This window comes from Mycobacterium sp. (genome assembly GCF_032159565.1).
In the GTDB taxonomy this organism is placed as follows: domain Bacteria; phylum Actinomycetota; class Actinomycetes; order Mycobacteriales; family Mycobacteriaceae; genus Mycobacterium.
The window spans coordinates 65,383-89,898 of the sequence record NZ_JAVHWR010000115.1; the positions used below are offsets into that span (position 1 = coordinate 65,383).

16 protein-coding genes and 2 pseudogenes are annotated in these 24,516 nt (G+C 66.1%); 8 read left to right on the plus strand and 10 right to left on the minus strand.

Annotated elements, in window-relative coordinates; translation table 11 throughout:
* Nucleotides 1-2 precede the first annotated feature (2 nt).
* Nucleotides 3-1,280, minus strand: coding sequence for an MFS transporter (locus QOC76_RS14475; RefSeq protein WP_526357528.1), 1,278 nt, complete (start codon nt 1,278-1,280; stop codon nt 3-5).
* A 325-nt stretch (nt 1,281-1,605) separates the two neighbouring features.
* Here QOC76_RS14475 and QOC76_RS14480 point away from each other — a divergent pair, with 325 nt between their 5' ends.
* On the plus strand, nt 1,606-2,334 hold the full coding sequence (locus QOC76_RS14480) for a MerR family transcriptional regulator (protein ID WP_526357529.1): 729 nt from the start codon (nt 1,606-1,608) through the stop codon (nt 2,332-2,334).
* 1 nt (nt 2,335) lies between these two features.
* Here QOC76_RS14480 and QOC76_RS14485 read toward each other — a convergent pair whose 3' ends face one another.
* From QOC76_RS14485 to QOC76_RS14505, 5 genes are all read right to left on the minus strand, one after another.
* A complete protein-coding gene (locus QOC76_RS14485; RefSeq protein ID WP_526357530.1) occupies nt 2,336-3,136 on the minus strand; it encodes an ABC transporter permease in 801 nt (266 codons plus the stop codon).
* Complete coding sequence (locus QOC76_RS14490) at nt 3,136-4,005, minus strand: ABC transporter permease (RefSeq protein ID WP_526357531.1); 870 nt, start codon at nt 4,003-4,005, stop codon at nt 3,136-3,138. The genes QOC76_RS14485 and QOC76_RS14490 overlap by 1 nt, the downstream gene beginning before the upstream one ends.
* The gene (locus QOC76_RS14495) at nt 3,984-5,168 is read right to left on the minus strand and encodes an ABC transporter substrate-binding protein (RefSeq protein WP_526357532.1); all 1,185 of its coding nucleotides are present in this window, start codon (nt 5,166-5,168) and stop codon (nt 3,984-3,986) included. Before QOC76_RS14495 ends, QOC76_RS14490 begins: the two co-directional genes overlap by 22 nt.
* On the minus strand, nt 5,165-6,289 hold the full coding sequence (locus QOC76_RS14500) for an ABC transporter ATP-binding protein (protein ID WP_526357533.1): 1,125 nt from the start codon (nt 6,287-6,289) through the stop codon (nt 5,165-5,167). Before QOC76_RS14500 ends, QOC76_RS14495 begins: the two co-directional genes overlap by 4 nt.
* Before the next feature lie 96 nt (nt 6,290-6,385).
* Nucleotides 6,386-7,549, minus strand: a complete 1,164-nt coding sequence (locus tag QOC76_RS14505; protein ID WP_526357534.1) for an alpha/beta fold hydrolase — start codon at nt 7,547-7,549, stop codon at nt 6,386-6,388.
* Between the two features lie 124 nt (nt 7,550-7,673).
* On the opposite strand from QOC76_RS14505, the gene QOC76_RS14510 reads away from it, so the two are divergent.
* The 4 genes from QOC76_RS14510 to QOC76_RS14525 all read left to right on the plus strand — a co-directional run bounded on the left by QOC76_RS14510 (nt 7,674) and on the right by QOC76_RS14525 (nt 20,116).
* Nucleotides 7,674-8,411: a glycoside hydrolase domain-containing protein gene (locus tag QOC76_RS14510; protein WP_526357535.1), complete on the plus strand. Its 738-nt coding sequence runs from the start codon at nt 7,674-7,676 to the stop codon at nt 8,409-8,411.
* Between the two features lie 536 nt (nt 8,412-8,947).
* Complete coding sequence (locus QOC76_RS14515) at nt 8,948-18,235, plus strand: fatty acid synthase subunit beta domain-containing protein (RefSeq protein WP_526357536.1); 9,288 nt, start codon at nt 8,948-8,950, stop codon at nt 18,233-18,235.
* Nucleotides 18,236-18,245: 10 nt separating this feature from the next.
* A complete protein-coding gene (acpS, locus tag QOC76_RS14520) occupies nt 18,246-18,638 on the plus strand; it encodes a holo-ACP synthase AcpS (RefSeq protein WP_526357537.1) in 393 nt (130 codons plus the stop codon).
* A gap of 143 nt (nt 18,639-18,781) precedes the next feature.
* Nucleotides 18,782-20,116, plus strand: a complete 1,335-nt coding sequence (locus tag QOC76_RS14525) for a dipeptidase (protein ID WP_526357538.1) — start codon at nt 18,782-18,784, stop codon at nt 20,114-20,116.
* Between the two features lie 12 nt (nt 20,117-20,128).
* Here the strand turns inward: QOC76_RS14525 and QOC76_RS14530 are convergent.
* The 4 genes and pseudogenes from QOC76_RS14530 to bcp all read right to left on the minus strand — a co-directional run.
* Nucleotides 20,129-20,242, minus strand: a pseudogene (locus QOC76_RS14530) (peroxiredoxin); the annotation flags it as partial.
* Nucleotides 20,243-20,399: 157 nt separating this feature from the next.
* Nucleotides 20,400-20,774, minus strand: a complete 375-nt coding sequence (locus tag QOC76_RS14535) for a nuclear transport factor 2 family protein (RefSeq protein WP_526357539.1) — start codon at nt 20,772-20,774, stop codon at nt 20,400-20,402.
* A gap of 404 nt (nt 20,775-21,178) precedes the next feature.
* Nucleotides 21,179-21,574 carry a nuclear transport factor 2 family protein gene (locus QOC76_RS14540; protein ID WP_526357540.1) on the minus strand — a complete coding sequence of 132 codons (396 nt, stop codon included), beginning with the start codon at nt 21,572-21,574 and terminating at the stop codon, nt 21,179-21,181.
* 101 nt (nt 21,575-21,675) lie between these two features.
* Nucleotides 21,676-22,149 carry a thioredoxin-dependent thiol peroxidase gene (gene bcp, locus QOC76_RS14545; RefSeq protein ID WP_526357541.1) on the minus strand — a complete coding sequence of 158 codons (474 nt, stop codon included), beginning with the start codon at nt 22,147-22,149 and terminating at the stop codon, nt 21,676-21,678.
* A 152-nt stretch (nt 22,150-22,301) separates the two neighbouring features.
* Here bcp and QOC76_RS14550 point away from each other — a divergent pair, with 152 nt between their 5' ends.
* The 3 genes and pseudogenes from QOC76_RS14550 to QOC76_RS14560 form a co-directional block, all read left to right on the plus strand.
* On the plus strand, nt 22,302-22,526 hold the full coding sequence (locus tag QOC76_RS14550) for a DUF3618 domain-containing protein (protein ID WP_526357542.1): 225 nt from the start codon (nt 22,302-22,304) through the stop codon (nt 22,524-22,526).
* 616 nt (nt 22,527-23,142) lie between these two features.
* On the plus strand, nt 23,143-24,180 hold the full coding sequence (locus tag QOC76_RS14555; protein WP_526357543.1) for a hypothetical protein: 1,038 nt from the start codon (nt 23,143-23,145) through the stop codon (nt 24,178-24,180).
* 50 nt (nt 24,181-24,230) lie between these two features.
* Nucleotides 24,231-24,516 (plus strand): annotated as a pseudogene (locus QOC76_RS14560) (LuxR family transcriptional regulator); the annotation flags it as partial.

The following is a 24,516-nucleotide window of genomic DNA, read 5'->3' on the forward strand; positions in this document are numbered from 1 at the left end:
GATCAGCGCGCAGGCGCCGGTTCTGCTGCGTGAGTGTCGAAGCTCTCCAACAGATCCGGCTGCTGTCGCATCAGTCTGCGGGCCTTCTTGCGGGTGACGAGGATGCCGATGGTCGCCAGCGCCCAGATCGCGTATTGAACGGTCCACGCGAGCCGGAACGACTCGAACGAGTAGCCGCCGACCGCGCCGATCACCAGGCCCATCGTCTGCATCACCAGCAGCGAGGCCAGGAAGCCGCCCATGTTGACCATGCCCTGGGCGGTGCCGAGGGTGGCGCTGGGATTGAACGTGCGGGCGAAGTCGAAGCCGACCATCGAACCCGGACCGCCCACCGAGATGACGATGACAAGCAGCGCCAGCAGCCACAGTGGTGCTGCGGTCGGCAGCGCCAACACGACCGTCCATATCGCGGCGTTGCTCGCCATGATGGCCAGCACCAGACGTGACCGCCGATGCGGACGGCGCCCGGTGAAGATGCCGATCAGAATGCCCGCGACGATCGCCGCGACGACCGACAGGCTCAGCAGCGTCCCCGCGGCGTGGATCGACAAACCCTGCCCGACGGTCAGGTAGGGCACGCCCCACATCAACGCGAAGGCGGTCACCGAGAACTGGGTCCCCATGTGTGTGAAGAAGCCCAGTCGGGTGCCGGGCCTCAGCCAGACGGTCTTCACGCTCGCCCACACCTCGCGAACGGAACTCGACGGCGGGTCTGCCACTTCACCGTTCGGGGTGTTCTTGACCAGAGCCAGCGTCAGCGCGATCGACACCACGCCGAGCGCGACTACCGATACGTAGGCCGTCGTCCAGCCCTCTCCCGCGAGCAGCGCCAGGAACGGGACGGCCGACAGCACCTGGCCGAGTTGGCCGCAGATGCCGGTCAGCTGCGTCACCAGCGGAACTTGCCTCGGCTCGAACCAATGGGGCACCAGCCTCAACACCGAGATGAATGTGACGGCGTCGCCGAGCCCGACCACCGCGCGGGCTGCGATCGCCGCGGGCAGCGACTCGGTGAACGCCAGCGTCAACTGGCCTGCCGCCATCAGCGTCGCGCCGGACAGGATCAGGGCCTTGGAGCCGAACCTGTCCAGTAGCAGGCCTGCTGGGACCTGTGCGCCCGCGTAGACGACGATCTGCAGGACGACGAACGACGAGAGCACGCCGGGGCTGGCGGTGAACCTGTCGGCGGCCTCCAGGCCCGATACTCCGAGCGTGGTGCGGTCGAGCACGGCGACGATGTATGCCAAGAGTCCGGTGGCCCAAACAATCCAGGGACGCACGCGGAACCTCTCATAGCTGATTTTGTCTTAATGACCGGCTTGTCCATGGTCCCGCAGTGGGCCGCCGCCACGCCAATTCATTACCGGTGAGATCACTCACCCGCCGCGGGGGAATACCTGACGTCCAGCCCGCGAAGTTGGCTGTAATCGCATATTTGTGTGGTGATGTGAATCACGAATGGGCCAAACAGGCAGATGAACGGCGTGGCTAACCTAATTGTGAATTTCTGATTGAAACGATCACGACTTCGCTCGAAAACGCGATTTCGGTATTACAGTGTCTGCATGCGAGGTGGCCGCCCCCGTCGGCGTTTGGTGCGTTGGGTTGGCTGAGTACCGACTCGACGACCTCGCCCGGATGTCGGGGGTTAGCTCACGCAACATCCGCGCGTACCGGGAGCGCGGCCTGCTCGACCCTCCACGTCGGCAGGGTCGCTCGGCGTTCTACGACGACTACCACCTGTCGCAGCTGAGAACCATTAACCAGCTTCTGCGCAAGGGCTTCAACTCCTCCCACATCGCCGAGTTCTTCGCTCGCATGCGGGAGGGCCACGACCTGGCGGCCATCTTGGGCGTCCAGCAGGCGATCCTCGGAAGCACGGCCCACGAGACGCGCACCGCCGCCGCGCTCGACCTCGATCCCGGCTGTGACGAGGCCCGAAGGCTGATGGAGTGCGGGCTTGCCGAGCTCATCGAGAATTCGATTGCCCTCGTGGATCCGCAGATGGCCGACATCGTCACCCGTTCGACCGATCAGCTCTCGTATGTGCAAATGATCCTGCGGGTCGTCGATTCGACCAGCGGCACATTCGACCAGCTGGCGGCCGCGCTGGTCGCCGTGCTGGACGAGTCCGTCGCCACTCGCTACGGGGCCGGATACGTGCCCACGCCGGGCGAGATGGACGACGTGACAACGCTCATCCAGGACTACCGTGAGCTCGGCATCGCCGCTGTCGCACACCAGCTCGACAACGGACTGCAAGGGCATATGGTGTCCGCCGTCTCGGACTACGCCGCCGGTACCGTCGTTTGGTGGAAGCCCACGGCCTATTAGCTCACAGGCGCGTCGTTGCGGGGTCACCGCCGAATCGCTGGGCCAGCCATACCGGGATGATCGCCACCAGCGTCAGCGCCGCGGCGACGACGTTGATGACCGGCGCCTGGTTGGGCCGGAACAGGTTTCCGAAGATCCAGATCGGCAGTGTCTGCACCGTCGGCCCCGCGGTGAACGTCGTCACCACGACCTCGTCGAAGCTGAGCGCGAACGCCAGAATCGCGCCGGCGACGAGGGCGCCGCGCATCATCGGGAAGGTCACGTAGCGGAACGTCTGCCAGGGCGACGCGCCCAGGTCGGCGGAGGCCTCCTCCAGGCTGGCGCCGAGCCTGCGCAGGCGTGCCTGCGTGTTGTTGAAGACGATGACGATGCAGAACGTGGCGTGCCCGACGATCACCGTCGCCAAGCCCAGCGTCATACCGAGCGCCGAGGTGAACGTCGCGTTGAGTGCGATTCCGGTGACGATGCCCGGCAGCGTGATCGGAAGCACCACAAGGAAACTGACGACCTCGCGGCCGAAGAACCGGTACCGCTGCACCGCGAATGCGGCCATGGTGCCGAGCACCAACGCGATCGCCATCGCCCCCAGGCCGACCACCACGGAGTTGGCCAGCGACTTCCACATTCCCACGCTGTTCCATGCGGTGACCCACCATCGCGTGGTGAAGCCGGTCGGCGGGAAGGCGAACGTCCGCGACGAGTTGAATGCGTTGACCAGCACGAGCGCCAACGGCACATACAGGAACAGCGCGATGAGCACGGTCCAGGCTCCGGCCGCACGCCGCGCGCCGCTCGAGAGCATCAGACGTTCTCCAGCGCGCCGGTGCGGCGCATCGCCAACAGGTACAGGACGATCGCCGCCAGCGGAATGATCGACAGCGCGGCGGCCAGTGGCTGATTGTTCGCGGTCACCAGCTGGCCGTAGATGAGGTTTCCGAGCAGCTGGGTCTTACCGCCCACGATGGTCACCGCGATGTAGTCGCCGAGTGACAGCGAAAAAGTGAAGATCGAACCTGCCGCGATGCCGGGAAAGACCAACGGTGCCACCACCATCCGCAGCGTGGAGAGGTCGGAGGCGCCGAGGTCGGAGCTGGCGTCGATCAGCGAGTCGGGCACCCGGTCGAACGCCGCGAACACGGGAATGATCATGTACGGCAACCACAGGTAGGCCAGCGTGATCACGGTCGCTGTCAGTCCGTAGCCCGGTGTGTAGCCGCCCGCCCAGGCCAGCGGGCCCTCCGGCGAGAGCAGCATCCGCCACGCGTACGCCTTGACCAGATAGCTCGCCCACAGCGGTGTCGTCACGGCAATCACCAGCAGTAGCCGCATCCGGGGGGAGGCCACCTTGGCCATGTACAACGCCAATGGCACTGCGAGCACGATGCAGATCGCGGTGACCAACAGGGCCACTCCGATCGTGCGCAGCGTGGTGACCCGGAACACCGTGTCGCTGAACGCCTGCACGATGTTGTGGGTGGTGAATTTGTGAACCACCGCGCCGGTAAAGCTGTTGGTGCCCCAGAATGCCGAAACCAGAAGCACCGCAAGCGATCCCAGATACGCCAGCACCAGCCAGGCCAGCGGCGGGATCAAAAGGAAGGCCAACCCGATCCGGCGTCGTAGTGGCGCCGAGATCGGGGCGGCCTGTACTACCCCTTGATCTGCTGCCACTTGGTGACCCACTCGTCGTAGGTCGTGCAGTTGTCGCCGCTGCCGTCGACACACTGCTTTTGTGGCGTCGTCCAGTAATGGATCTGGGCGGCGTAGTCGGAGTCGGTCGCGTGGAAGATGTCGCAGAAGTCCTTCTCGCTGGTGTGCTCACACGCCTTCGTCTGTGCCGGCGCCTCACCGAAGTATTCGGCCACCTGCGCGTTGACCTCCGGGGACGTGATCCAGTTCATCCACTTGTACATGCAATTCGGATGCGCGGCCTTTGACGAGATCATCCACGTGTCAGACCATCCCGTGGCACCCTCCTTCGGCAGCACGGTGTTCACCTGAACCTTGTTGTCGGCACCGATCAAGTTCGCGATCACCTGCCACGTCGTGCCGATCACCGATGTGCCGGATTCGAAGGCCTGCACCTCCTTGGTGTAGTCCGACCAGTACTCGCTGACGTTCTCCCGCTGCTTCTTGAGGAGATCGGTTGCCGCATCGAGTTGTTCAGAAGTCAGCGAATACGGGTCCTTGATGCCCAGATCCGGTTTGGACTTCATCAGATACAGCGCGGCGTCGGCGATGTAGATGGGGGAGTCGTAGGCGGTCACCTTGCCCTTGTACTTGTCGGCGCCGTCGAACACGGCGCTCCATGAGTTCGGTGCATCACGCACGACGTCGAGGTTGTACATCAACAGGTTGGCGCCCCAGCCGTGGGGCACGCCGTACATCTGGCCATCGACGGAGTTCCACGACTTGTCCTTGAGGAAGTCGGAGATCGTCGCGTAGTTCGGCACCAGGTCCGTGTTCACCGGTGCGACGTCGCCTGCGTAGATCAGCCGCAACGTCGCGTCACCGGATGCCGACACCCCATCGTACTGACCGGTGCGCATCAGCTGGACCATCTCGTCAGATGTGTTGCCCAGCTTGACGTTCACCTGACAGCCGGTCTCCTTCTCGAATGGGGTCACCCAGTCGACGGTCTTGTCGTTGGAGCCGTCTTCGGCGTAGCCCGCCCACGCGATGATGTTCAGCTGGCCTTCGCCGTTGCCGACCGAGCTCAGCGGTTCCAACTTCGGCGGGGACTCGCCCGTTCCGCCGGACTCCTCGGAACCAGAGCAGGCGACGATCAGGGCGGCGCAGGCGCCGAGGACGAGACCGATCCGAACTGCTTTCATGGCGACTCCTCGTTCGACAGTTGATGAAGGGCTTTTTCGGGCCACGCCAAGGTGACTCGCGTGCCGTGCTGTAAATCTGGGGGTAGCCAGGTGCTGGCCGTGAGGACGGTCGCGGTCAACGTGACGCCCTGTTCGGTGGCCGCGGCGATCTTCGTGGTGGGTCCGGCGTAGATGACCTCCAGCACCGTCGCGTCCACCGCCCGAACGCCGGACACCGAATCGGTTCCGCGTGCGAACACCGCGATGCGTTCCGGTCGAATCACGTAGGCGCCCGGCCGGCCGACAAGAGCTTCGGCGGCGGATCCGTCGAGCAGGTTGGAGGTTCCGACGAAGTCGGCGACGAACCGGTTGGCAGGGTTCTCGTAGACGTCGCGCGCCTCGCCGATCTGCTCGATGCGGCCGTTGTTGAACACCGCGAGCCGGTCACAGAGGGTCAGCGCCTCGTCCTGATCGTGGGTGACGATGACGAAAGTGATGCCGACCTCGCGCTGGATCTCCTTCAACTCGATCTGCATCTGTTCGCGGAGCTTGAGATCCAGTGCGCCGAGGGGTTCGTCGAGGAGCAGCACCCGGGGACGCCCGACGAGCGCGCGCGCCAGCGCGACCCGCTGACGCTGACCGCCCGACAGCTGCGCGGGCTTTCGTGACGCTTCGCCGCTCAACCGGACCATGTCGAGTGCGTCGGAGGTCCGTTTGCGGCGTTTGTCGCCCGGCACGCCCTTGACCTTCAGCCCGTACTCCACGTTCTGGGCGACGGTCATGTGGGGGAACAGGGCGTATTCCTGGAAGACGGTATTGACGTCGCGGCGCCGCGCGGGCAGCGCGGTGACGTCGGCGCCGCCGAGGCGGATCGTGCCCGCCGTCGGCTGTTCGAAACCGGCCACCATGCGCAGCACGGTGGTCTTCCCGGACCCGGACGGGCCGAGGATCGCGAACAGCTCGCCGTCGCCGACAGCGAGGTCAGCGCCCTCCACGGCGACCACCTTGTGGCCCCGGCCGATTTTGCTCCTCGCATGCGCGGTGTCGCTGAATTCCTTGCGGACGCCGATCAACTCGATCTGAGGATCGTCAACGGCAGCGGAATCCAAGCGCTGCTGGGCGCCGGCCATCCCCGAGGGCATTGGCAGATCCTACGAATTCCGCGGTGTACCCGCAGCGTCATCAGCGATTTCGGCGCGCTCACCGGCGCTCAGCGCACGTTTCCGCGCCGAATCCGCTTATTGAGTGACCGTCGAAAAGAACGCCCGGATGTCGTTGACAAGCAACTCAGGGGTCTCCATCGCGGCGAAGTGTCCGCCGGTGTCGAAGTCGCTCCAGTGGGTGATGTTGTGCCATTTCTCGCCGTATCGGCGGATGGCCGCATCCTCTGCGAACACGGCGACGCCGGTGGGCACGCCCGACGGCTCCGACATTGCCCGGTTGTGGGTGGTCTCGTAGTAGAGGTTGGCCGACGACCCCGCAGTGCCGGTGAACCAGTACACCGAAACGTTGGCCAGCAGACGATCGCGCGGCACCGAGTCCTCGGGCAGCTCCTTCTCGGCGTTAGTCCATTCCTTGAACTTCTCGACGATCCAGGCAAGCTGTCCGACGGGCGAATCCGTCAGCGCGTAGGTCAGCGTCTGCGGCCGGGTGCCCTGGACTTTGAAGTAGCCGGTCTTCTCCGCGGCCCATGCCCTCCCCAGCGCCAGCTTGTCGCGTTCAAGGTCGGTCAGCGCCGCGAAGTCCTCCTCGGTCAGGTCTTTTCCGGGCATGAATCCGAATGCGGTCGCATTGACGTGCACACCGAACACTCGGTCCGGGGCGAGGCTGCCCATGACGGGCCCGATGAACGAGCCGTAGTCGCCGCCCTGCACGCCGTAGCGCGAGTAGCCCAGCCCCGCCATCAGCTCGGTGCAGGCCTGCGCGATGCGGGTCGCGGTCCAGCCGGCCCCCGACAGCGGGGTCGAGAAGCCGAAGCCGACGAGCGACGGGATGACGAGGTGGAACGCCTGCGCGGGGTCGAGGCCGTGGGCGCGCGGATTGCTCAGCGGGCCGATGATGTCGAGGAACTCCACTACCGAGCCGGGCCAGCCGTGCAGCAGGATCAGCGGTCGCGCGCTCGGTTCGGGCGAACCGATGTGCAGGAAATGCAACGTCTGGCCGTCGATCCGGGTGCGGAACTGCGGGTAGGAGTTCAGCTCGGCCTCCTGGGCGCGCCAGTCGAAGCCGTCGGCCCAGTAGCCGGCCAGCCGCCTCAGGTAATCGACGGGCACGCCTCGCTGCCACGGTGTGCCCGGCAACTGCTCGGGCCAGCGCGTCGCGGCCAGCCGGGTCTCGAGGTCGGCCAGGTCGGCGTCGGGTATTGCAATCCGGAACGGCTCGAGGGTCAGCGGTGCGGTCACCCCGCGATCATCCGCTAGCGTCTGCCGTTCGCGGGCAGCCGCGTGGTAATTCTGGGAATTTTGATGCACCCGTGACCAGTGGCGTTGGAGTGAATTATGAGGTTATTGACATATCCTGTGGCACGTGTCGGCGCACAATTCGGTCCCGCGGTCGGTGTCCCGGCGGGACCTGCTGAAGTACGCGGCCGCGGCTCCGGCGGTCCTAGCCGTGTCGTCGTTGATGCACGTACCGCCGGCCAACGCCGAGCCGCTGGGAATCCTGCTGGACTATGCGGCAGGCGTTATCAGGGCAGCCGATATTCGCGCCGCAGGCGCACACGGAGCTATCCGCTATGTCTCCGACCGCAGGCCCGGCGGCGCCTGGATGCTGGGCAAGCCGATCGAGCTGCCGGAAGCCCGCGACCTCTACCAGAACGGCCTGAAGATCGTGTCCTGCTACCAGTACGGCAAGCAGGACACGGCCGACTGGCTCGGCGGCCAGAACGCAGGCGTTCAGCACGCCAAGCGCGGATGGCAGTTACACGTCGCGGCTGGCGGTTCGTACGGCGCACCGATCTATGCGTCGATCGACGACGACCCCTCATATGAGCAGTACAAGCAGCAAGTCGCGCCGTATTTGAAGGCCTGGGAAACGGTGCTCGGCCATCAGCGGGTGGGCGTCTACGCCAACTCCAAAACCATCGACTGGGCCCTCCAAGACGGCCTCGGCTCCTGGTTCTGGCAGCACAACTGGGGTTCCCCGAAGGGCTTCGTGCACCCCGCCGCCCACCTGCATCAGGTCGAGATCGACAAGCAGAACGTCGGCGGCGTCGGCGTGGATCTCAACCACGTGCTCAAGCCGCGGTTCGGCCAATGGGACTAAACCTTACCGATCAGTAATAAACGCCAGCAAACTTTGCAAGGTGGCTGGCGCGCGCGACAAGACAAATCTCGTTGAGTTGTCGCTTCCGAAGTGGCTAACCCGCCGCCAACGGCGAGGCAAAATTTTTACATAACGATTTGGTCACAGTCATGCTTTGATCTGCGCCGTTGTGCCTACTCGACCGTAACCACTTACATGCAGGACGTTTGTCTTGGAAGGCTTCAGCCGGTTCTGAAGCCGGTGTTACCCAACTCGTGGTTACCCGAGCGTAGAACTCGCCAGTAACCATTTAGGGCGGAAAGATCATGGTTGCTCTTATGACACTCTTAGTACGGCTGGAGTGTCCGAGGGACGGTCCACAAGGGGCCGTCGGACCGCCCGCTCGGCGGGATGTGTCCGAAGCCGTGGGGATTCGACGACGAATCGGGTGTGACCCCGCTGGGGGAGCCGGTCCACACACGCAGACAACGACAGCCCAGAGACGACGAAGTACGGCGTGAGACGTGCGAGAAGCAGCACTGAGGAGATTACGAAACGTGACGATCAATGAACATGACAGGGTATCCACCGGCCGCGACGATGATTCCGGCGCGCCTCAGTCCAGCCACGCCCTCGTCGATCGTCTGACGGCGGGCGAGCCCTTTGCCGTGGCGTTCGGAGGCCAGGGCAGCGCCTGGCTGGAGACGCTGGAGGAACTGGTGTCCTCGGCCGGTATCGAGGCCGACCTGGCGACGCTGGTCGGGGAGGCCGAGCTCCTGCTGCAGCCCGTCGCACGTGAGCTGATCGTCGTCCGGCCGATCGGCTTCAACCCGATGCAGTGGGTCCGCTCGCTGGCGGCCGAGGAAACCGTGCCCAGCGCCAAGCACTTGACGTCGGCCGCTGTCTCGGTGCCCGGCGTGTTGCTGACCCAGATCGCCGCTGTGCGCGCGCTGAGCCGCCAGGGCATGGACCTGACCGCAACACCGCCCGTGGCCGTTGCAGGCCACTCACAGGGCGTGCTGGCGGTCGAGGCGCTCGCGGCCAAGGGCGCAAAGGATGTGGAGCTGCTGGCGATGGCGCAGCTGATCGGTACCGCGGGCACGCTGGTGGCCCGCCGCCGCGGCATCTCCGTGCTCGGGGACCGCCCGCCGATGGTGTCGGTGACCAACGCCGACCCCGAGCGCATCGCCGAGCTTCTCGAGGAGTTTGTACAAGACGTCCGGACCGTGCTGCCGCCGGTGCTGTCGATTCGCAACGGCAGGCGCTCCGTCGTCATCACCGGGACGCCCGAGCAGTTGTCGCGGTTCGAGCTCTACTGCAAGCAGATCGCGGAGAAGGAAGAAGCCGAGCGTAAGAACAAGATCCGCGGCGGCGCTGTGTTCAGCCCCATGTTCGACCCGGTCCAGGTCGAGGTCGGCTTCCACACCCCGCGGCTATCGGACGCCATCGACATGGTCGGTAACTGGGCACACGCCGTCGGCCTGGACGTCGAGCTCGCCCGCGGGATGGCCGAGGCCATCCTGGTGCGCCCTGTCGACTGGGTCAACGAGATCAACGAGCTGCACGAGGCGGGCGCCCGCTGGATCCTCGACCTCGGCCCCGGCGACATCCTGACCCGGCTGACGGCGCCGGTCATCCGCGGCCTCGGCGTGGGCATCGTGCCTGCCGCCACCCGCGGCGGCCAGCGCAACCTGTTCACCGTCGGTGCGGTACCCGAGGTGGCCAAGCCCTGGTCCAGCTACGCCCCGACCCTCGTGCGGCTTCCCGACGGTTCGGTGAAGCTGTCGACCAAGTTCACCCGGCTGACCGGCAGGTCGCCGATCCTGCTGGCGGGCATGACCCCGACCACCGTCGACGCCAAGATCGTCGCGGCCGCGGCGAACGCCGGGCACTGGTCCGAGCTCGCAGGCGGCGGGCAGGTCACCGAGGAGATCTTCGACAACCGCATCGCCGAACTCACAGAGCTGCTGGAGCCGGGCCGCGCCGTCCAGTTCAACTCGCTGTTCCTCGACCCGTACCTGTGGAAGCTCCAAGTCGGCGGCAAGCGGCTGGTGCAGAAGGCGCGCCAGTCGGGCGCCCCGATCGACGGCGTCGTCGTCAGCGCCGGCATCCCCGAGCTCGAAGAGGCCGTGGCGCTCATCGACGAGCTGAACGAAGTCGGCATCAGCCACGTCGTGTTCAAGCCGGGCACCGTCGAACAGATCCGGTCAGTCATCCGGATCGCCGCCGAAGCGCCGACCAAGCCTGTCATCATGCACATCGAGGGCGGCCGCGCAGGCGGCCACCACTCCTGGGAGGACCTCGACGACCTCCTGTTGGCCACCTACTCCGAACTGCGGTCGCGGTCGAACATCACCGTGTGCGTCGGCGGCGGCATCGGCACCCCGGAGCGGTCGGCCGAATACCTCTCCGGCCGTTGGGCCCAGGCGTACGGCTTCCCATTGATGCCCGTCGACGGCATCCTCGTCGGCACCGCCGCGATGGCGACGCTGGAGGCCACCACGTCACCGTCGGTCAAGCGGATGCTGGTCGAGACCGGCGGCACCGACCACTGGATCAGTGCCGGAAAAGCTCAGGGCGGCATGGCTTCCAGCCGCAGCCAGCTCGGCGCCGACATCCATGAGATCGACAACACCGCATCGCGTTGCGGACGGCTGCTCGACGAGGTGGCCGGGGACGCCGATGCGGTGGCCGCGCGCCGCGACGAGATCATCGCCGCGATGGCCAACACCTGCAAGCCGTACTTCGGCGACATCGGCGAGATGACCTACCTCGGCTGGCTGCAACGCTATGTCGAGCTGGCCATCGGCGACGGCGACAGCACCGCCGACACCGCAGCGCCCGGCAGCCCGTGGCTCGCCGACACCTGGCGCGACCGGTTCGCCGAGATGCTCAAGCGCGCCGAGGCCCGGCTGCATCCGAAGGACTTCGGGCCGATCGACACGCTGTTCAATGGCGAAGCGCTGCTGGAGAAGCCGGACCAGGCGATCACCGCGCTGCTGGGCCGCTACCCGGACGCCGACACCATCAAGCTGCACCCGGCCGACGTGCCGTTCTTCGTTCAGCTGTGCAAGACGCTTGGCAAGCCGGTCAACTTCGTGCCCGTCATCGACAAAGACGTGCGGCGCTGGTGGCGCAGCGACTCGCTGTGGCAGGCCCACGACGCCCGCTACGACGCCGACCAGGTCTGCATCATTCCCGGCACGCAGGCCGTCGCGGGCATCACCAAGTTGGACGAGCCGGTCGGTGACCTGCTGGACCGGTTCGAGCAGGCGTCGATCGACGACGTGCTCGCATCGGCTGCGCACGCGAGGAGCGATTCAGGATCCGCCGAGCCCGTCTCCCTCGTCACCCGCCGTCAGGCGCGCGGTGATGTCACGGGCCCGCTGGCCGTCGTGCTCGACGCGCCCGATGTGCTTTGGGCGGGCCGCACCTCCATCAACCCGGTGCACCGCATCGGCGGGCCGGGGAAGTGGCAGGTCAACCAAAACCGCAGTGCCACACACCCGTCGACGGGCGCGCGACTGGAGCTTTCCGACGACGAGGCCGTCACGCTGAGCGTTCCGCTCTCCGGTACCTGGATCAAGATTCGGTTCACATTGCCGACCTGCACGGTGGATGGCGGCATGCCGGTGGTCACCGTCGACGACGCGTCGAACGCGATGCGTTCCGTGCTGGCGATCGCCGCCGGCGCCGACGGCCCCGACGCGCTGCCGACGGTGGTCGACAACACAACGTCAGTAACCGTCGACTGGGATCCGGAGAAGGTCGCGGACCACACCGGCGTGACCGCGACGTTCGGTGCGCCTCTGGCGCCCGGCCTCACGGTGGTACCCGACGCGCTCGTGGGCCTCTGCTGGCCCGCGGTGTTCTCGGTCATCGGTTCCGCCGTCACCCACGAGGGCTTCCCGCTGGTCGAGGGTCTGCTGAGCCTGGTGCACCTTGATCACGCCGCGCACCTGTTGGCCGAGTTGCCGAAAACTCCGGCTCGATTGACCATCACCGCAACGGCTTTCACCGCCACCGACACCGAGGTCGGTCGCGTGGTCCCGGTGCAGGCCACGATCATGGACGCAGAGGGTACCGAGCTGGCGAGGCTCGAGGAGCGGTTCGCGATCCGCGGCCGCACGGGTGCCGTCGAGCTCACCGATCCGCCGCGCGCCGGCGGCGCGATGACCGACAACGCGACCGACACGCCACGGCGCCGTCGCCGCGACGTCACCGTCACCGCACCGGGGGACATGAGCGCGTTCGCGGTGGTCTCCGGTGACCACAATCCGATCCACACCGACCGTGCCGCCGCGCTGCTGGCCGGGCTTGAATCGCCCATCGTGCACGGCATGTGGCTGTCCGCCGCCGCCCAGCAGGTGGTCACGGCCACCGACGGCAGGGCCATCCCGCCTGCTCGTCTGATCGGTTGGACCGCCCGCTTCCTCGGCATGGTGCTGCCCGGCGACGAGGTCGACATCCGGGTCGATCGCGTCGGAATCGACCGTGGTGCAGAGATTGTCGAGATCGCCGCGCGCGTCGGGTCCAATCTGGTGATGTCGGCGACTGCACAGCTGGCAGCTCCTTTGACGGTGTACGCGTTCCCGGGCCAGGGCATCCAGCACAAGGGCATGGGCATGGAGGTGCGCGCCCGGTCCAAGGCGGCCCGCAAGGTGTGGGACTCCGCTGACAAGTTCACCCGCGAAACGCTGGGCTTCTCGGTGCTGCACGTGGTGCGCGACAACCCGACGAGCCTGATCGCCAGCGGTGTGCACTATCAGCACCCCGAGGGCGTGCTGTATCTGACGCAGTTCACCCAGGTCGCGATGGCGACTGTGGCGGCCGCGCAGGTCGCCGAGATGCGTGAACAGGGGGCCTTCGTCGAGGGCGCCGTCGCCTGCGGCCACTCGGTCGGCGAGTACACCGCGCTGGCCTGCGTCAGCGGCGTGTACGAACTCGAGGCGCTGCTCGAGGTGGTGTTCCACCGCGGCTCGAAGATGCACGACATCGTCCCGCGCGACGAGTTCGGCCGGTCCAACTACCGGCTGGCCGCGATCCGGCCGTCGCAGATCGACCTCGACGACTCCGACATCGTCGACTTCGTCGCCGAAATCTCCGAGCGCACAGGTGAATTCCTGCAGATCGTGAACTTCAACCTGCGTGGTTCGCAGTATGCGATCGCAGGAACGGTGCACGGTCTCGAGGTGCTGGAGGAAGAGGTCGAGAAACGCCGCGAGATCAGCGGCGGCAAGCGGTCCTTCATCCTGGTGCCGGGCATCGACGTGCCTTTCCACTCCTCCGTGCTGCGGGTCGGCGTCGCCGACTTCCGCCGGTCGCTGGAGCGGGTCATGCCGCGCGACGCTGATCCTGAGCTGCTGATCGGCAAGTACATCCCGAACCTGGTGCCCCGGCCGTTCACGCTGGACCGCGACTTCATCCAGGAGATCCGCGATCTCGTGCCCGCCGAGCCGCTCGACGAGATCCTCGCCGACTACGACACGTGGCGTAACGAGAAGCCGAGCGAACTGTGCCGCAAGGTCGTCATCGAATTGCTGGCATGGCAGTTCGCCAGCCCGGTGCGCTGGATCGAGACGCAGGACCTGCTCTTCATCGAGGAGGCGGCAGGCGGTCTCGGGGTCGAGCGGTTCGTCGAGATCGGCGTGAAGTCCGCGCCGACCGTTGCCGGCCTGGCCACCAACACGCTCAAGCTGCCCGAGTACTCGCACAGCACAACGGAAGTGCTCAATTCCGAGCGCGACGCCGCGGTGTTGTTCGCGACCGACACCGATCCCGCGCCCGATCACGACGAGGACGTCGACGACGAGCCGGCGCACGCGCAGGAGGCGGCGCCCGAACCCGTCGAGGCAGCGGCACCGGCTGCGGCAACCGCGCCCGCCGGCGCTCCCAGCCCCAATGTCGCGGCCGCCGGCGCTCCGCAACCCGACGACATCGCGTTCGACGCGTCGGATGCGACGATGGCGCTGATCGCGCTGTCGGCGAAGATGCGCATCGATCAGATCGAGGCGCTGGACTCCATCGAGTCGATCACCGACGGTGCGTCGTCTCGACGTAACCAGCTGTTGGTCGATCTCGGCTCGGAGCTCGACCTCGGCGCCATCGACGGTGCCGCCGAAGCCGATCTGGCCGGGCTCAAAGGCCAGGTGACGAAGCTCGCCCGGACCTACAAGCCTTACGGTCCTGTGCTTTCCGACGCGATCAACGACCAGCTGCGCACAGTGCTCGGCCCGTCCGGCAAGCGGCCAGCCGCGATCGCCGAGCGGGTCAAGAAGACCTGGATGCTCGGCGACGGCTGGGTCAAGCACGTCACGGCGGAGGTCGCGCTGGGCACCCGCGAGGGTTCCAGCGTCCGCGGTGGCGGCCTCGGCGGGTTGCACGACGGCGCACTGGCCGACGCGGCGACCGTCGACAAGGTCGTCGATGCCGCCGTGCAGTCGGTGGCGGCCCGACGCGGTGTCGCGGTGGCGCTGCCCTCAGCGGGTGGCGGTGCCGGCGGCGGTGTCGTGGACTCGACGGCGCTCAACGAGTTCGCCGAGCAGGTCACCGGTCGTGACGGCGTGCTGGCTTCGGCCGCCCGCCTGATGTTGAACCAGCTTGGGCTGGACAACGCGGTCACCACTCCCGAGGCGACGAGCGACGCCGAGTTGATTGATCTGGTCACCGCCGAACTCGGTTCGGACTGGCCACGTTTGGTGGCGCCGGTGTTCGACGGCCGCAAGGCGGTGCTGTTCGACGATCGGTGGGCAAGCGCGCGCGAAGACCTGGTCAAGCTCTGGCTGATGGACGAAGGCGAGGTCGACGCCAACTGGCAGAAGCTCTCGCAGCGCTTCGAGGGCGCCGGCCACGTCGTGGGCAAGCAGGCCTCGTGGTGGCAGGGCAGGTCTCTGGCTGCCGGACGCAACATCCACGCGTCGTTGTTCGGCCGCGCCGCAGCAGGTGCGGAAAACCCGGGCAAGGGTCGCTACAGCGGCGAAATCGCTGTCGTGACAGGTGCTTCGAAGGGGTCGATCGCCGCTTCGGTGGCGGCCGGACTGCTCGACGGCGGCGCGACCGTCATCGCGACCACGTCCAAACTCGACGACAACCGGCTCGAGTTCTACCGCAATCTGTACCGCGACAACGCCCGGTTCAATGCGGCGCTGTGGGTGGTGCCTGCCAACATGGCGTCCTACTCCGACATCGACGCGCTGGTGGCATGGGTCGGCAACGAGCAGTCCGAAAGCCTTGGGCCGAAGTCCGTTCACGTCAAGGATGCACAGACGCCGACCCTGCTGTTCCCGTTCGCGGCACCGCGGGTGGCGGGCGATCTGTCCGAGGCCGGCTCTCGCTCCGAGATGGAGATGAAGGTGCTGCTGTGGGCGGTGCAGCGGTTGATCGGCGGCCTGTCACACATCGGCTCCGAGCGCGACATCGCGTCGCGGCTGCATGTGGTGCTGCCCGGTTCGCCGAACCGCGGCATGTTCGGCGGCGACGGCGCCTACGGCGAATCGAAGTCCGCGCTCGATGCGGTCGTCACACGGTGGAACGCCGAGTCGTCGTGGGCGCAGCGGGTCAGCCTGGCGCACGCACTGATTGGCTGGACCCGAGGCACCGGCTTGATGGGCGCCAACGACGCGATCGTCAGTGCCGTCGAGGAGGCGGGTGTCACCACCTACTCGACCGAGCAGATGGCTGCCATGCTGCTCGCGCTGTGCAACATCGAGTCGAAGGTGGCCGCCGCGCAGGCGCCGCTGAAGGTCGACCTGACCGGTGGGCTCGGCGATATCGACATCGACATGTCCGAACTGGCCGCCAAGGCCCGTGAGGAGATGGGTCAAAAGGACGAGGCCGCCGCTTCCTCCGAATCCGAGGACGGCACGATTCCCGCGCTGCCGTCGCCGCCGCGTGGCTTCGCGGCCGTGCCCGCGCCTGCGTGGGACGACCTCGACATCGACCCTGCCGACATGGTGGTGATCGTCGGTGGCGCCGAGCTGGGACCGTACGGCTCATCGCGGACCCGCTTCGAGATGGAGGTCGACAATGAACTGTCGGCCGCCGGAGTGCTCGAGCTGGCCTGGACCACCGGCCTGATCGCGTGGGAGGACGACCCGAAGCCTGGTTGGTATGACACCGAATCCGGCGACCTGGTCGACGAATCCGAATTGGTCGAGCGCTATCACGACGCCGTCGTGGAGCGGACCGGTATCCGCGAGTTCGTCGACGACGGGGCGATCGACCCCGACCACGCGTCACCGCTTCTGGTGTCGGTGTTCCTCGACAAGGACTTCACCTTCGTGGTGTCTTCGGAGGCCGACGCCCGCGCGTTCGTGCAGTTCGACCCGGAGCACACCGTTGCGGTGCCGGTACCGGACAGCAGCGACTGGCAGGTCACCCGCAAGGCGGGCACCGAGATTCGGGTTCCGCGCAAGACGAAGCTGTCGCGGACCGTCGGCGGTCAGATCCCGACCGGCTTCGACCCGACGGTGTACGGCATCAGCGCTGACATGAACACGTCGCTGGACCGAGTGGCGGTGTGGAACATCGTCGCGACCGTCGATGCGTTCCTCGGCGCGGGATTCAACCCAACCGAGCTGATGCGCTGGGTGCACCCCACGATGGTGGCCAGCACGCAGGGCACCGGCATGGGCGGTATGACGTCGATGCAGACCATGTACCACGGCAACCTGCTGGGTCGGAACAAGCCGAACGACATCCTGCAGGAGGTCCTGCCGAACGTCGTTGCCGCACACGTGATCCAGTCCTACGTCGGCAGCTACGGCTCGATGATCCATCCGGTCGGCGCCTGCGCGACGGCGGCGGTCTCGGTGGAAGAGGGCGTCGACAAGATCAAACTGGGCAAGGCCGAGCTCGTGGTCGCAGGCGGCTTCGACGACCTGACGCTCGAAGCGATCATGGGATTCGGTGACATGGCGGCCACCGCCGACACCGAGACGATGCGCGCCAGGGGCATCAGCGACTCGAAGTTCTCCCGCGCCAACGACCGTCGCCGGCTGGGCTTTTTGGAGTCGCAGGGCGGCGGCACGATCTTGCTCGCGCGTGGTGACCTGGCGCTGAAGATGGGTCTGCCGGTGCTGGCCGTGGTGGGCTACGCGCAGTCGTTCGCCGACGGTGTGCACACCTCCATTCCGGCTCCCGGGCTCGGCGCTCTGGGTGCGGGCCGGGGCGGGAAGGATTCGCTGCTGTCCCGGTCGCTTGCCAAGCTCGGCGTCGGCGCCGACGACATCGCGGTGGTGTCCAAGCACGACACCTCGACGCTCGCCAACGACCCGAACGAGACGGAGCTGCACGAGCGGCTGGCCGACTCGATGGGCCGCTCGGACGGTGCGCCGATGTTCGTGGTGTCGCAGAAGAGCCTGACCGGTCACGCCAAGGGCGGCGCGGCGGTGTTCCAAATGATGGGCATGTGCCAGATGCTGCGCGACGGGGTCATCCCGCCGAACCGCAGCCTGGACTGCGTCGACGACGAGCTGGCCGGCTCCGAGCACTTCGTGTGGGTGCGCGAGACGCTGCGGCTGGGGGAGAAGTTCCCGCTGAAGGCGGGCCTGATCACCAGCCTTGGCTTCGGTCACGTGTCGGGCGTCATCGCGCTGGTGCATCCGCAGGCCTTCGTTGCGGCGCTCGATCCCGAGCAGCGGGCGACCTACCAGGAGCAGGCCAACGCGCGGGTGTTCGCGGGGCAGCGACGGCTGGCGTCGGCGATCGCCGGTGGCAAGCCGATGTACGAGCGGCCTGCGAGCAACCGTCGACTCGACGACGAGGCGCCGGAGAACCGCGCAGAGGCGGAGATGCTGCTGAATCCGGCATCAAGGCTGGGCGAGGACGGCGTCTACGTGCGTTAACCTTCGCACCGTGAGCATCGTCGGCGTGGGCATCGACCTGGTTTCGATCACCGAGTTCGCAGAACAGGTCGACCGGCCGGGCACGGTATTCGCCGAGACGTTCACACCCGGTGAGCGCCGCGACGCCGCGGACAAGAGTTCGTCGGCGGCGCGGCACTTGGCGGCCCGCTGGGCGGCCAAGGAGGCGGTGATCAAGGCGTGGTCGGGGTCCCGGTTCTCCAGGCGGCCGGTGCTCCCTGAGGGGATCCATCGCGACATCGAGGTCATCACCGACATGTGGGGTAGGCCGCGGGTGCGGCTGACCGGTGCGATCGCCGAGCATTTGAAGGATGTGACGATTCACCTCTCGCTGACCCACGAAGCCGATACCGCGGCGGCCGTCGCCGTCCTCGAGGAGCGTTAACCTCGCCCCGCGAGCTGGGGCACCTCGCCCCGTGAGCTGGGCACCTCGCCCCGCGAGCGCGCGTGTTTGTACACGACACGCCGCGCTTTTCTGGCATTCTCTGCACGCTCGCGGTGCAGACCTGACCGGCTAGCCTCGAAACCATGAGCGATCTTGTGGAACGGGTACGTGACGTGCTGCCGTCGGTGCGACGTAACCTCGAAGACCTTGTGCGTATCCAGTCGGTGGGCGCCGACCCGGCGCGGCGAGCCGAGGTGCAGCGCAGCGCCGAGGCGGTGGCAAAGCTGTTGTCGGAAGCCGGGTTCGATGAGGTGCAGATCGTCAGCCAGGGTGGCGCACCAGCCGTCATCGCGCGACACCCTGCGCCTTCGGGCGCGCCGACAGTGCTGCTGTACGCACATCACGATGTGCAGCCCGAGGGCGACCACGCTCAATGGGCGTCGCCGCCCTTCGAGCCGACCGAGCGTGACGGGCGCCTCTACGGCCGCGGCAGTGCCGACGACAAGGCCGGCATCGCAACGCATCTCGCCGCATTCCGGGCGCACGGTGGTCAGCCGCCGGTCGGTGTGACGGTGTTCGTCGAAGGCGAGGAGGAGACCGGCTCGCCGTCGCTGGGCCGGCTGCTGGCCGCGCACAAGGACACGCTGGCCGCCGACGTCATCGTCATCGCCGACTCCGACAACTGGAGCACCGACGTTCCGGCGTTGACGGTGTCGCTGCGCGGTCTGGCCGACTGCGTGGTGGAGGTGGCCACGCTCGACCACGGTCTGCACTCGGGCCTGTGGGGCGGTGTGGTGCCCGACGCGCTGAGCGTGCTGGTGCGGTTGCTGGCGTCGCTGCACGACGACGACGGCAATGTCGCCGTAGAGGGTCTGCACGAGGCGACCGCGGCAGATGTGGACTTTCCGAAGGACCGGGTTCGCGAAGAATCGGGAATGCTGACGGGTGTCGCTGAGATCGGCTCCGGGTCGGTGCCGCAACGGCTTTGGGCCAAACCGGCGATCACGGTCATCGGAATCGACACCACGCCGATCGCGTCGTCGTCGAACACGCTCATTCCGCGGGCGCGGGCGAAGGTCAGCATGCGGGTAGCGCCGGGCGGCGACGCGCGTGCCCATCTCGAGGCGTTGACCCGTCACCTGAACAAACACGTGCAGTGGGGCGCGCAGCTCACCGTCACCCCCGGCGACCTCGGGCAGCCGTACGCGATCGACGCGAGCGGGCCCGTCTACGAGGCGGCGCGCGATGCGTTCCGGCAGGCCTGGGGCGCCGAGCCGGTGGACATGGGCATGGGCGGGTCGATCCCGTTCATCGCCGAGTTCGCCGATGCGTTCCCGTCGGCGAAAATCCTGGTCACCGGTGTGGAAGACCCTGGGACACAAGCGCATAGCATCAACGAGAGCCTGCACCTCGGGGTACTGGAGCGTGCCGCGACGGCCGAAGCGCTGCTGCTCGCGAACCTGGCGTCGCGGACGTGAGGAGCAGAGAGATCAGACTGATAGATCGCGACGCAGCTTGGCCACGTGCCCAGTGGCCTTGATGTTGTACTGCGCGACGTCGATCTTGCCCTTCTCGTCGATGACGAACGTGGACCGGATGACGCCGGTGTGGTGTTGATCAACATGTACATATGCCAGCAGCAACAACAACAGCATTTACCTGCGGCAATCCAAGGACTCGAGGGGAACAAGCTGGCGATCGACCGCCGGCGAACGGGGTGTCTCAAGCTTTGGTAGGAGAAGGCGTGACGAACATCAGGCATTAGATGAAGGTGCTAGTGATGGCCGTTTCGAAGTAGTCCCGCCATGTTGCGATCTTACCGTCGGCGATGTCGAAGACACCCATGATTGGCACCGATAGCTTGGCACCGTCCTTTCGGCGCAGCACATCGGTACGTTCATGCATCACGACACCGTGCTCGCTGATCTGCCGATGCACGATGAAGTCAATGCCGTCGAGCCTCGCCAAGAACTCGGCAATGAACGCTCTGATGGCTTCTCGGCCCTCAATCGGGGGCGTCGGTGGGATATTGCGGTACACCGCGTCTTCGCTGAAGCAGCTGCTGATTTCGTCGGGATCTGGCTTGGACCACAGCGCACAGAATCTGGTGACTACTTCGTCGGGTGAGTGCATCATGCTTATGCGGAACGCGCCAGCGCGGCTTGTTAATCCACATCCCGATCACGAACACAACAACTTCGTCGCCTACTGGCTCTACCGCGGCATGAACGGCCCCGTAGGGAACGGGGCGTCGTGGATGGCCGCTACGCGCCCGCGGTTGTGGTTGACGCCGGCGGTGTACGCCGCGCTGAACGACCTCGACAGTGAGCGGACCGGCGGCGGAGGTAATGGCAGCGCAGTACGAACCAGTGCTTACCCAGCGCGTTCCAACGCCAATTGTGAGCATCGGCAAAGGCGTGTTGCGCCAATGATGAACGGACACAGAGTGTTACCAGCGCGCTCGTACGTGCGCACCCACTCTGCTGCTAGATCTACAACTCGCGCAGCTTCGCGACGTGTCCCGTCGCCATGACGCTGTACTAGGCGGACGACAACTTCGGATTGAGGAAGACGTGCAGTGAAGCGATCTTGCTCTCGCGAACGACGACAACGTCGAGCCCGGTGTATTCAGGTGGCTCACCTTTCGGGCCCGACCCCCATGCCAGTATTCCCGCGTTGTGTAGAGCCTGCGGCTCTCCATGGGGCGTGTAGACAAAATTGAGGTGAGTCGCACGTAGTTCTCCCGCGAACTTGTCCAGTGCGTCGTGTCCAACGAGGATGCCGTCCGGGACGTAGAGCGCGCAGTCGTCTGTGTAGAAGTCTTCGATGGCGGCGTGCCGGCGGGCTGGATCGCCCTCCCCGAAGACCTCCTGAAGGTTTCGATAGAGAAGTTCAGTAATTCGCTCAGTCGCAGTCATATTCGCGTCGTCCTTCATCGAGGTGTCAGCCTGTCCGACGCCTTCGGAGATGCTAAACGGACTGCGGTCCTATTTCATTCCGCTTCGGCGTCGAATCGGCTCGGCGGCCGGCGCGGCGGCTAGACCGATAGATCGCGACGCAGCTTGGCCACGTGGCCCGTGGCCTTGATGTTGTACTGCGCGACGTCGATCTTGCCCTTCTCGTCGATGACGAACGTGGACCGGATGACGCCCTGCACGGTCTTGCCGTACATCGTCTTCTCGCCGAAGGCGCCCCACTCCGTCAGCACCTTGCGGTCCGGGTCGGACAACAGCGGGAAGGTGAGCTTCTCGTTGTCGCGGAACTTGGCCAGCTTCTCCGGCTTGTCGGGGGAGATGCCGACGACGTCGAGGCCGGCTTCGTTCAGTTCGCCCAGGTTGTCGCGGAAGTCGCACGCCTCCTTGGTACATCCGGGCGTCGACGCCGCCGGATAGAAGTAGACGATGACTTTGCGGCCGCGATAGTCGGCCAGCGACACCGTGTTGCCGTCGGCGTCGGGCAGGCTGAACGCGGGGGCTTTGTCGCCCGCCTCCAGGCGTGGGGTCTGTGCCACCGGTGATTCCTTCTCTCCACCGGTGCGTCGGGGTTAGCGCCGGCTGATCTAGGGTAGTTCGGCAAGGCGGTGCGGACGCGAGGCGTACAGGGCCACCGCGCGGACGCGAGGAGCACAACTGCTCCCGCACACGCCGACGATGGAGGACGACAGTGCCAGATCGAGATCCCGACACCATCAAGCAGGACATCGATCAGGCTCGTGACCAGTTGGCCATCACCGTCGATACGCTCGCAGAACGGGCCAATCCGCGCAGAATCGCCGACGACGTGAAGTCGGGTGTGGTCAGGTTCGTCAAAAAACCGGCCGTGGCGATGTCGCTGGCGGGGTTGGGTGTCGTGCTGGTGGCGCTTTTCGTACGCAGGCTCAGGCGTTGATCAGGTCGCTCTCAGCGACTACGCCGATCGTTTAGCCAGTCGGAGAACGAGAATCCCGGCGGATTCGCACTGCGGCCAAGCCGGCTGCAGTTGTGTACGACTGCGGGCTCGTGCACCTCGGTGACCTGCGCAGCAACGAGATTTTCGGCAGGGCGGGATGACGAATCTGGTGTGCGCTTCGCGTCGAACGCTAGCATCAGCTAAGCCTCCCTTCCTCCGCTCAAGCCGTTAGCCACGGTACTCGCCGCGACCTCCAGCTAACGGGAGCCTAACACAGGGCAGTCCTTTTACGCAGCTTGACGTGGTGAATGTCGGATAGCTGATACGCGCCCGTTACCTAGTGGCAGTTCGCGATCTGGATACCGTAGCTTGGCCTCAGTGATGGGTAGCACATATTTACGGTTATGTCCCTTTTTTCGGGCAGGTCGTTGGACCGCAAAGCTCGGCAACCATCGGTCAATGGCAATGTCGTAGGTGGCAAAGTGTCTCCCGCTGCATGGCGCCGAACGTGCCGCGTTATGGCTAACAGCGGCGGATCCCTTATTTGGAAGTTTGCCAGCCGATTCCCAGGTAGCTTTGGGGTCGTCGTGGTCACAACGGTTGAAGGGGACCTGCGATGCGCAAGGCTCTTCATCCCTACGTGATGGCCGGTGTTGCCGTGATCGGAGCCAGTGCCCTTGCCGTCACTCCCGTTATCGCCACTCCGCCCGACATCAAGATCGTCAATCCGGAAGTCCGTCACACGGCAAAGTCCTTCGACGCCTACAGAGACGCGGTCGAACACCTCCTCGAGAACCTGGAGGCCCTGCTGGGTTCGGCGCTGGCCAGACCGGCGCCGACTGACTTGAGTCTCGAACTGGCGCTCGACAGTGTTTTCGGGGATCCGGCGGGTAATTTCCCAAGCCTTGGCAACTCGCTCAGGCGCGACATCGACGACCCGCCGGTACTGCTGCTCGCAAACATGCGGGCCAGAGCGTCTGACGCCCTGGAGGCGGCGCTCGTCGACCAAGCGGCGGGCCGCATCGATCTGGCGGTCGGTCAACTGCTCAGAGCGAGCATCTACGCGGTCGTGCAGGCGGTCAACTCGGCGACGATCCCGGTCGCACAGTTCCGGTCCGACTTAACCGCGGCACTGGACTCCGGCGAACCGGGTCGAGTCCTGAATGCCATCGTCGCTGCTCCGGCGCTGATCAGAGACCGCGTGCTCTCTGGGGGTTTCGGAATCGGCCAGTTCCTTCGTGCGGTCGCCACCTCACAAGCCGACATGTCGACGACCGACTCGCTGCGTGGCGAGTCCGAGCGCGTCGTGACGCTGGACCTCGCCGCGGGCGCGCGCCCTCCGGTCGTCGAGGACAGGCACCCTGTCGACGATCCGGATGTTGTTACAGACGCCGACGAGGGCACCAACACGGACGTGATGGCTGATGCAGACGGCAAGCATCGGTCCGATGGCAATGCGCATCGTCCCCGGCTGTCCGGCGCGAACTCCGCCGACGAACGCGGCGGTGGTGCGGGCCTGACCACCCTGCGTGACGGCGTCCGCAACGGGTTGCACGGGATCCGCGAGGGCCTCCGCGACGCTGTCAAAAGGCTCACCGGCCGTGGCGACGACAACGGGAACAACACCGGCGTCAGCGGCGACGAATCTCCATAGTAGGTAGCTGAGGCATAGACCCGAGGGTTGCCGCCTGTCAGCATGAATCCATGACAGCACGGGTAGTCAGCCGTGAGCCGCAGGCCTCGGAGATTGCCGACTTCCTAACCTCGGTTGTTGCTGCGCCCTCGGCGTTGGTGATGGAAGGCGAACCCGGCATCGGCAAGACCACGCTCTGGCTCGAGGCGATTGAACGCGCCCACGCCGACGGCTTTCACGTGATGGCCGCGCGGCCGGTCGCCGCGGAATCGGTGCTCGCCTACGCCTCCTTGGCCGACATGCTGAACGGCGTCGACCCGGCCATCAAGGCGCAATTGCCCCAACCTCAGCGGGTGG

Excerpts from the sequence above, each read along its gene's own strand:
- QOC76_RS14525 (WP_526357538.1), top strand. The coding sequence starts at position 18,782 with ATGAGCGATCTTGTGGAACGGGTACGTGACGTGCTGCCGTCGGTGCGA.
- QOC76_RS14495 (WP_526357532.1), bottom strand. The coding sequence starts at position 5,168 with ATGAAAGCAGTTCGGATCGGTCTCGTCCTCGGCGCCTGCGCCGCCCTG.
- QOC76_RS14540 (WP_526357540.1), bottom strand. The coding sequence starts at position 21,574 with ATGAAGGACGACGCGAATATGACTGCGACTGAGCGAATTACTGAACTT.
- QOC76_RS14485 (WP_526357530.1), bottom strand. The coding sequence starts at position 3,136 with ATGCTCTCGAGCGGCGCGCGGCGTGCGGCCGGAGCCTGGACCGTGCTC.
- QOC76_RS14535 (WP_526357539.1), bottom strand. The coding sequence starts at position 20,774 with ATGATGCACTCACCCGACGAAGTAGTCACCAGATTCTGTGCGCTGTGG.
- QOC76_RS14555 (WP_526357543.1), top strand. The coding sequence starts at position 23,143 with ATGCGCAAGGCTCTTCATCCCTACGTGATGGCCGGTGTTGCCGTGATC.
- QOC76_RS14500 (WP_526357533.1), bottom strand. The coding sequence starts at position 6,289 with ATGCCCTCGGGGATGGCCGGCGCCCAGCAGCGCTTGGATTCCGCTGCC.